Source organism: Pseudomonas agronomica (assembly GCF_025917275.1).
Taxonomy (GTDB): domain Bacteria; phylum Pseudomonadota; class Gammaproteobacteria; order Pseudomonadales; family Pseudomonadaceae; genus Aquipseudomonas; species Aquipseudomonas agronomica.
The window spans coordinates 1-8,942 of the sequence record NZ_JAOSHO010000198.1 but is presented as its reverse complement, the minus strand read 5'-3'; the positions used below and the strand labels follow the sequence as shown (position 1 = coordinate 8,942).

Sequence of the window (8,942 nt, the reverse complement as noted above, 5' to 3'; positions counted from 1 at the left end):
CCTCGCCACGGGGGCAACATGAACCCCCCGCTATGAGCTAATCCAACCCCAACTTCTTCAACCGATACCGCATCGACCGAAACGACAACTTCAACCGCTGTGCCGCCGCCGTGCGATTCCAGCGGGTCTCCTCAAGCGCCTGGAGGATAATCTTGCGTTCGACGTCTTCCAGGTAATCTTCCAGGTTGTCGACCCGCACCAGATCAGCGTTAGCCACATCGCCAGCACCGCTGCTTTCGGCCAGGCGCAGGTCATCGGCCTCGATCTGCTGGTGTTCGCAAAGCGTATAGGCCCGTTCCAGCATGTTCTCCAGCTCCCGCACGTTGCCGGGGAAGCGGTAATTGCGCAGGGCATCGAGTGCCGCTGGATGCAGCTTCGCCGCCGGGTTACCGGTGCTCGCGGCTAGGCGCTGGAGCATGTAGTTGGCCAGTGGCTCGATGTCTTCACGGCGTTCGCGCAGGGGCGGGACGCGCAGTTCAATGACGTTCAGTCGGTAATACAGATCCTGGCGAAAGCGCCCAGCGGCGACTTCGGCGTCGAGGTCTTTGTGAGTGGCGCAGAGGATTCGCACGTCCATCACTTCCTCTTGCTGGCCGCCGACGGCGCGCACGGCTTTTTCCTGGATGGCGCGCAAGAGCTTGACCTGCATCGCCAGGGGCAGGTCGGCCACTTCGTCGAGGAACAGCGTCCCGCCGTGGGCGGCCTGGAACAACCCGGGTTTGTCTTCGATGGCGCCGCTGAAGCTGCCTTTGCGGTGGCCGAAAAACTCGCTTTCCATCAGTTCAGTGGGAATTGCCCCGCAGTTGACCGGCACGAAAGGCTGGCTGGCGCGGGGCCCTTGTTCATGGATCAAGCGGGCGACCAATTCCTTGCCACAGCCTGATTCACCGCTGATATAGACCGGCGCCTGGCTTCGGGCCAGCTTTTCGATTTGCTTGCGCACGCCGCGCATCGGCGGCGAATCACCCAACAGAGCGCGTTCGACGGTCGCGCCGGACGTGGCGCCCGGTGACAGGCGCAGGGCGCTGCCGACCAGCTCCCGAAGGCGAGCAAGATCGACTGGCTTGGTCAGGAAATCGAAGGCGCCTGCCTTGAGGGCATCGATGGCGACTTCCAGGCTGCCATAGGCGGTGATCATCGCCACGGGCAGTTGGGAATACCGTTGCTGGATATGTTTGACCAGTTCCAGGCCCGTGCCATCGGGCAGGCGCATGTCGGTCAGGCACAGGTCGAAGGCTTCGGCCGCCAGCAGGGATTGGGCCTCGCTGAGATTCTTGGCGCTGCGGGTGTCGAGTTTCATCCTGCCCAGGGTAATTTCCAGGAGTTCGCGGATGTCCGGCTCGTCATCGACGATCAGGATTCGTTGCCGTGAGCGTGTATTCAAATCTGTTTCCGTCCGTGAGCAAAGGTGATGCGGAAGCAACCGCCGCCTTGGCGTGGTTTGAAGTCTAGGCGGGCCTGGTTGCTTTCGCACAGCTCACGGGACAGATAGAGCCCAAGGCCGGTGCCTTGGCTGCTGGTGGTGAAAAAAGGTTCGAACAGGTGCGTCTGCTGGTCCGGGGTTACGCCAGGGCCGTTGTCGATGATGTCCAGCGTGGCCAATTGGCTATGGGGATCGATGAACAGCTTCAACCAGGCCTCGGCCTTGTCATGGGCCAGCGCGCTGTGGCGCCAGGCGTTGCGCAACAGGTTGTCGAGCACTTGCGTCAGCTGGTCGGGGTCCATGAGCGTGATGTAGTCGCCGGGGGCGATGCTCAGGTGCAGTTGTTGATGTCCTTCCGCGCTTTCGCGGGCCTGCCGGACGAAGTGCTCGAGGCAGCTACGCAGATCCAGGCGTTGGGGGGCGGTTTGCTGGCGACGGGACAGTTGCAGGACGTTTTCGATGACGCGATTCATTCGTTGGGAGTGATCTTGAATAATCTGCGTCAGACGCCGGTCCGCGTCGTTCAGTTCCTCGGACTCGCGCAGCAATTGCGCGGCGTGGCTTATTGCCCCGAGTGGATTGCGGATTTCATGGGCGATACCGGCGGTGAGACGCCCCAAGGATGCCAGCTTCAACTGCTGGGCGTGTTGGGCCACCTGGGCCAGGTCTTCGAGAAATATCAGGATCTGTTGCTGATCCTCTGCTCCGAGGGCGATGAAGCTGGGTTGCAGGGTCAGGCCCGTGCCGCTGATGGTCAGGCTTTGCGGACGCAGGCTGGGGTTGTTCAGCCACCCATGCAATCGCTCGACCAAGGCGTTGGAATAATCGTCGATCCGTTGGCCGACCAGGTCATGCATGCCCAGCAGGTTCAAGGCGCTTTCGTTGGCCAACTGAACTCTGCGTTGGCGATCCAGGACCAGGATGCCGGTGCGCATGCGCTGCAGGATCAGCGCATTGAGGGCTTCGAGGCTGAGCACTTCGCTGGCCTTCTGCTCGGCCAGGGTTTCGCTGGCTTCCAATCGTCGGGTCAGGCGCTGCACCAGCAACGCGGCGGCAAAGCACAGGGCGCCCAGGGTGCCTGCTTGCAGATAGCTGCTGGGCCGGTTCGAATCGCTGAGACCGAGCACGAACGTCGAGCCAACGATGCCCAGGGTGGCGACGGCGGCGATCAACAGGCCGATTCGGCCGCGCAGCAAGGTATTGCTGATCGCCACCGAGACGATGATCAGGTTGCCAATGGCGCTGGGGGCGCCGCCTGCGACGAAGAACAGCCACGACAGCAACAGGACGTCGGTCAAGGCCAGGCCGAACAACTGGGCAGGACGGCGGGTGTTTTCCAGGAACACCACCAGCAGGATGTTCAGTACCAGGTATAACCAACTGCCGCTGCGCAGCAGATCGTCGTTGGCGAACTCCAGCAGGCGGTTGTCCATGTTGCTGGAAATCAGCAGCACCAGGGTGATGCCGATGCTGAGGCGGTACAGGTGGTAAAGACGCAGCAGGCGCTGCGCCTGTTTGACGCGAGGGAGCGGGGTTTCAGCGCTCACGAGTGCCTGGGCCTTGCTCAAGGTGAGCCTGGCTGCAATACCATTGCTGTTGGAGCGCCAGTGCGCGATCCCGTGGCAGGTGCACGCCGCAATGGGCGCAACGAACCATGGGCGGTGCGTCCTGTTCACGGGTTGCGTTGGGCGCGCAAGTGCTGGCCTTGAATTTGCGCCAGAACCATACCGCGGCGGCAATCAGGGCGATCCAGAACAGTAGACGAAGCATGATGGGCGGCTTTTTGGCTAGAGATCAGGCAGTTTAGCCAAGGACTTGAACGGCGCACAGCGCAATAAAACCCAGGCACAAAAAAGGAGACTCGCAGGTCTCCTTTTTTGTCAGGCCAAGTCTCAGTCGAACAGGCCGAATGTCAAGTGGCTGAACCAGGAACGGTCGCCGGATTCGTTCTCAGGCTCCGGTTCTTCGATCACGTCGCCGTTTTCGTCCTTTGGCTTGAGCTCGTTCGGAATGGCTTCCTTGGCGTCCTGGAACTGGCGCTGTACGTCCTGGTTGGCGCGGGTTTCGCCCGGCGGCAGCGGCGGACGGGATTCGATCATGCCCAGGGTCGCCTTGCTCAGCCACGAACGGTTGTCCGCCTCATCGACGCGCGGGGTGAACTGGCCGTCGACCAAGGAAGGGTGGTCCGGATAGTTCAGCTTCAGGGTTTCCAGGCTGGTGGCCGCAAGCTCATCCAGGTGCAGGCGCTGGTAGGCTTCGGTCATCACCGCCAGGCCGTCGCCGACCGATGGGGTTTCCTGGAAGTTTTCCACCACATAGCGGCCGCGGTTGGCGGCGGCGACGTAGGCCTGGCGGGTCAGGTAGTAGTCGGCCACGTGGATTTCGTAGGAAGCCAGCAGGTTGCGCAGGTAGATCATGCGCTGCTTGGCATCAGGCGAGTAGCGGCTGTTGGGGAAGCGGCTGGTCAGCTGGGCGAACTCGTTGTAGGAGTCGCGCGCGGCGCCCGGGTCACGCTTGGTCATGTCCAGCGGCAGGAAGCGCGCCAGCAGGCCGACGTCCTGGTCGAAGGAGGTCAGGCCCTTGAGGTAGTAGGCGTAATCGACGTTCGGGTGCTGCGGGTGCAGACGAATGAAACGCTCGGCGGCGGACTTGGCCGCTTCCGGCTCGGCGTTCTTGTAGTTGGCGTAGATCAACTCCAGCTGCGCCTGGTCGGCGTAGCGACCGAACGGATACCGCGACTCCAGCGCCTTCAATTTGGCGGTGGCGCTGGTATAGCTGTTGTTGTCCAGGTCGTTCTGCGCCTGTTGGTACAGTTCGACTTCGCTCAGGTTTTCGTCTACGACTTCCTTCGACGAGCAAGCAGCAGTCAATGCGAGGATGGCGATCAGCAGCAGGTGTTTCACTTGCATGGCGGCTTGCGTCCCTATGACGGCCGCTGTCTTGGGCGGGGCCGTCCTGTTATGATGAGCGCCCCGTTGAAAGCCTCGGGGCAAAAGACGCCGTATTTAACCACAAGCGCGCAGCCGAAACCAAAGGCTGTGCCGACGCCCAGTCCGAGCATGTCCGATAAAATAGAACTTCGCGCAGAGGTGCCGTCCGATTTGGGCGGCCAACGCCTCGATCAAGTCGCCGCCCAACTCTTCGCAGAGCACTCGCGCTCGCGCCTTTCCGCCTGGATCAAGGACGGCCGCCTGACGGTGGACGGGGCGGTCATCCGTCCGCGCGACATCGTCCATGGCGGCGCCATCCTTGAGCTGACCGCCGAGCAGGAGGCCCAGGGAGAATGGGTCGCCCAGGACATCGCCCTGGACATCGTCTATGAAGACGACGACATCCTGGTGATCAACAAGCCTGCGGGCCTGGTGGTGCATCCGGCGGCCGGTCATGCCGATGGCACCCTGCTGAACGCCTTGTTGCACCACGTGCCGGACATCATCAACGTGCCTCGTGCCGGTATTGTGCATCGCCTGGACAAGGACACCACCGGCCTGATGGTGGTCGCCAAGACCATCCAGGCGCAGACACAACTGGTCACGCAGCTGCAAAGCCGCAGCGTCAGCCGCATCTACGAATGCATCGTGATCGGCGTGGTCACCGCCGGCGGCAAGATCAACGCGCCGATCGGCCGTCACGGCCAGCAGCGCCAGCGCATGGCGGTGATGGAGGGCGGCAAGCAGGCGGTCAGTCACTACCGGGTACTGGAGCGTTTCCGCTCCCACACGCATGTGCGGGTCAAGCTGGAAACCGGCCGGACCCACCAGATTCGTGTGCACATGGCCCACATCAACTTCCCGTTGGTGGGCGACCCGGCCTATGGCGGTCGCTTCCGCATTCCGCCGGCTGCCAGCCAGACCATGGTCGAATCGCTGAAGAATTTCCCGCGCCAGGCGCTGCACGCACGCTTCCTGGAACTGGATCACCCGACGACCGGCAAGCGCATGAGCTGGGAGTCGCCGTTGCCGGATGATTTCGTCTGGCTGCTGACGTTGCTGAAACAGGACCGCGAGGCGTTCATCGGATGAGTGACTGGCTGATACCCGACTGGCCCGCGCCGGCCCGGGTCAAGGCCTGCGTCACCACCCGCGAGGGCGGCGTCAGCCTGGCGCCGTTCGACAGTCTCAACCTGGGCGACCATGTGGGCGATGACCCTGCGGCTGTCGCCGAAAACCGCCGTCGCCTCACCGATCAGTTCGTCATGCGTCCGGCCTGGTTGCAGCAAGTCCATGGCATCGACGTGGTCGAGGCTGATCCGGCCCGGGTCGCTACCGCTGATGCCAGTTGGAGCGCCACGCCGGGCATTGCCTGCACGGCGATGACGGCGGATTGCCTGCCGGTATTGTTCTGCAATCGCGCCGGCACCCATGTCGCGGCGGCCCATGCCGGTTGGCGGGGGCTGGCGAACGGTGTGCTGGAGGCGACGCTCGACAGCCTGCAGCAGCCCACTGAGGAAATTCTCGCCTGGCTCGGCCCGGCCATTGGCCCGCAAGCCTTTGAAGTCGGCCCGGAAGTACGCGAAGCCTTCATCGCTCATCTGCCGTCCGCGGACCAGGCCTTTGCGCCAAGCCCCAATGCCGGCAAATTCCTCGCCGATATCTACGCGTTGGCACGACTGCGCCTGGCGGCACGCGGCGTAACAGCAGTCTATGGTGGCGGTTTGTGCACCGTGACCGATCCTCGCTTCTTTTCCTACCGGCGCAATCCGCGCACCGGTCGTTTCGCCTCCCTTATCTGGCTCGAACGCTAGACTCCCCTGATCTGTATCAACAGCGCGCTGCTTGAATCTTCCAGAATCGACCACATCTATAGCGGTATCTGGCAGGTTTCTTCATTCAGGATGTTTTTCCAGGTCCGGCCTGCTCATTAGGAAGGTGACCCATGCGTATTGATCGTTTAACCAGCAAATTACAACTGGCCCTGTCCGACGCCCAGTCCCTGGCTGTCGGCCTGGACCATCCCGGTATCGAACCGGCGCACTTGATGCAAGCCATGCTCGAACAGCAGGGCGGCTCGATCAAGCCACTGCTGATGCAGGTGGGCTTTGACGTCAACAGCCTGCGCAAAGAGTTGGCCAAGGAACTCGACCAACTGCCCAAGATCCAGAACCCGACCGGCGACGTGAACATGTCCCAGGACCTGGCGCGGCTGCTCAACCAGGCCGACCGCCTGGCCCAGCAGAAGGGCGACCAGTTCATCTCCAGCGAGCTGGTGCTGCTCGCCGCGATGGACGAGAACAGCAAACTCGGCAAATTGTTGCTCGGCCAGGGCGTGAGCAAGAAAGCCCTGGAAAACGCCATCAATAACCTGCGTGGCGGCGATGCCGTAAACGACCCCAACCACGAGGAGTCGCGCCAGGCGCTGGATAAATACACCGTCGACCTGACCAAGCGCGCCGAGGAAGGCAAGCTCGACCCGGTGATTGGCCGCGACGATGAGATCCGTCGCACTATCCAGGTGCTGCAACGCCGCACCAAGAACAACCCGGTCCTGATCGGCGAGCCTGGCGTGGGCAAGACCGCCATCGCCGAAGGCCTGGCCCAGCGCATCATCAACGGCGAAGTGCCCGATGGGCTGCGGGGCAAGCGACTGTTGTCGCTGGACATGGGGGCACTGATTGCCGGCGCCAAGTACCGCGGAGAATTCGAAGAACGGCTCAAGGCCCTGCTTAATGAACTGTCGAAGCAGGAAGGCCAGATCATCCTGTTCATCGACGAATTGCACACGATGGTCGGTGCCGGCAAGGGCGAAGGCTCGATGGACGCTGGCAACATGCTCAAGCCTGCACTGGCTCGCGGCGAGCTGCATTGTGTCGGTGCGACCACGCTCAATGAATATCGCCAGTACATCGAGAAAGACGCGGCCCTGGAGCGGCGCTTCCAGAAAGTGCTGGTGGATGAGCCCAGCGAAGAAGACACCATCGCGATCTTGCGCGGCCTCAAGGAGCGCTACGAGGTCCACCATAAAGTGGCGATCACCGATGGCGCGATCATCGCGGCGGCCAAGCTCAGCCATCGCTATATCACCGATCGCCAGTTGCCGGACAAGGCCATCGACTTGATCGACGAGGCCGCCAGCCGTATCCGCATGGAAATCGACTCCAAGCCGGAAGTGCTGGATCGGTTGGAGCGGCGGCTGATCCAGCTCAAGGTCGAATCCCAGGCCTTGAAGAAGGAAAGCGACGAAGCGGCGAAGAAACGCCTGGAAAGATTGCAGGAAGAAATCGTGCGCCACGAGCGCGAGTATTCGGACCTCGAGGAGATCTGGAACTCGGAAAAAGCCGAGGTCCAGGGTTCGGCCCAGATTCAGCAGAAGATCGAACAGTCCCGCCAGGAATTGGAAGCGGCCCGCCGTAAAGGCGACCTCAATCGCATGGCCGAGCTGCAGTATGGGGTGATCCCGGACCTGGAGCGCAGCCTGCAGATGGTCGACCAGCACGGCAAGAGCGAAAACCAGTTGCTGCGCAGCAAGGTCACCGAGGAAGAAATCGCCGAAGTAGTGTCCAAGTGGACCGGCATTCCTGTCTCGAAGATGCTCGAAGGCGAGCGCGACAAGCTATTGAAGATGGAAAGTCTGTTGCACCAGCGTGTGATCGGCCAGGAAGAAGCGGTGGTGGCGGTGTCCAACGCCGTGCGCCGGTCCCGCGCCGGGCTGTCGGACCCTAACCGTCCGAGCGGCTCGTTCATGTTTCTCGGCCCGACCGGTGTGGGGAAGACCGAGCTGTGCAAGGCGCTGGCCGAATTCCTCTTCGATACCGAGGAAGCCATGGTGCGCATCGACATGTCCGAGTTCATGGAGAAGCACTCCGTGGCGCGGCTGATCGGCGCTCCACCGGGGTATGTCGGCTATGAAGAAGGCGGCTACCTGACCGAGGCCGTGCGTCGCAAGCCGTACTCGGTGATCCTGCTCGATGAAGTCGAGAAGGCGCACCCGGATGTGTTCAACATCTTGCTGCAAGTGCTGGAGGACGGTCGCCTGACCGACAGCCATGGTCGTACGGTGGATTTCCGCAACACGGTGATCGTGATGACCTCCAACCTGGGCTCGACGCAGATCCAGGAGCTGGTGGGCGATCGCGAGGCGCAACGTGCCGCCGTGATGGATGCGATCTCCACGCACTTCCGGCCGGAGTTCATCAACCGTGTGGACGAAGTGGTGATCTTCGAGCCGTTGGCCCGGGATCAGATCGCCGGCATCACCGAGATCCAGTTGGGTCGCCTGCGCAGCCGCCTCACCGAGCGCGAGCTGAAGCTGCAACTGAGCGACGAGGCGTTGGACAAGCTGATCGCGGTGGGCTACGACCCGGTCTATGGCGCGCGGCCGCTCAAGCGAGCGATCCAGCGCTGGATCGAAAACCCGTTGGCGCAGTTGATTCTGTCTGGTCGCTTCATGCCGGGCGAAACCGTGACCGGTACGGTGGAAAACGACGAAATCGTCTTCAACTGAACCGATTGCCTGGGCTTTTGTGGCGAGGCGCTTGCTCCCGCTGGACCGCGCCGTAGAAGCTGTATGCGAGCCGTGTAGA

7 protein-coding genes are annotated in these 8,942 nt (G+C 62.2%); 3 read left to right on the top strand and 4 right to left on the bottom strand.

All coding sequences use genetic code 11. The annotated features are described in order from the left end of the window. Positions 1-37: 37 nt before the first annotated feature. From OC610_RS15370 to OC610_RS15355, 4 genes are all read right to left on the bottom strand, one after another. A complete protein-coding gene (locus tag OC610_RS15370) occupies positions 38-1,384 on the bottom strand; it encodes a sigma-54-dependent transcriptional regulator (RefSeq protein WP_264428808.1) in 1,347 nt (448 codons plus the stop codon). Continuing rightward, positions 1,381-2,970, bottom strand: coding sequence for a two-component system sensor histidine kinase NtrB (locus OC610_RS15365; RefSeq protein ID WP_264428807.1), 1,590 nt, complete (start codon positions 2,968-2,970; stop codon positions 1,381-1,383). Before OC610_RS15365 ends, OC610_RS15370 begins: the two co-directional genes overlap by 4 nt. Next, positions 2,960-3,193, bottom strand: a complete 234-nt coding sequence (locus tag OC610_RS15360; protein ID WP_264428806.1) for a PP0621 family protein — start codon at positions 3,191-3,193, stop codon at positions 2,960-2,962. The genes OC610_RS15365 and OC610_RS15360 overlap by 11 nt, the downstream gene beginning before the upstream one ends. A gap of 122 nt (positions 3,194-3,315) precedes the next feature. Next, positions 3,316-4,332: an outer membrane protein assembly factor BamD gene (locus OC610_RS15355; protein WP_264428805.1), complete on the bottom strand. Its 1,017-nt coding sequence runs from the start codon at positions 4,330-4,332 to the stop codon at positions 3,316-3,318. 150 nt (positions 4,333-4,482) lie between these two features. Here OC610_RS15355 and rluD point away from each other — a divergent pair, with 150 nt between their 5' ends. The 3 genes from rluD (at position 4,483) to clpB (ending at position 8,863) form a co-directional block, all read left to right on the top strand. Beyond that, positions 4,483-5,445: a 23S rRNA pseudouridine(1911/1915/1917) synthase RluD gene (rluD, locus tag OC610_RS15350; RefSeq protein ID WP_181290026.1), complete on the top strand. Its 963-nt coding sequence runs from the start codon at positions 4,483-4,485 to the stop codon at positions 5,443-5,445. Continuing rightward, the gene (gene pgeF, locus OC610_RS15345) at positions 5,442-6,167 is read left to right on the top strand and encodes a peptidoglycan editing factor PgeF (protein WP_264428804.1); all 726 of its coding nucleotides are present in this window, start codon (positions 5,442-5,444) and stop codon (positions 6,165-6,167) included. The genes rluD and pgeF overlap by 4 nt, the downstream gene beginning before the upstream one ends. 131 nt (positions 6,168-6,298) lie before the next feature. Beyond that, on the top strand, positions 6,299-8,863 hold the full coding sequence (clpB, locus tag OC610_RS15340; protein ID WP_264428802.1) for an ATP-dependent chaperone ClpB: 2,565 nt from the start codon (positions 6,299-6,301) through the stop codon (positions 8,861-8,863). The last annotated feature ends 79 nt before the right edge of the window (positions 8,864-8,942 follow it).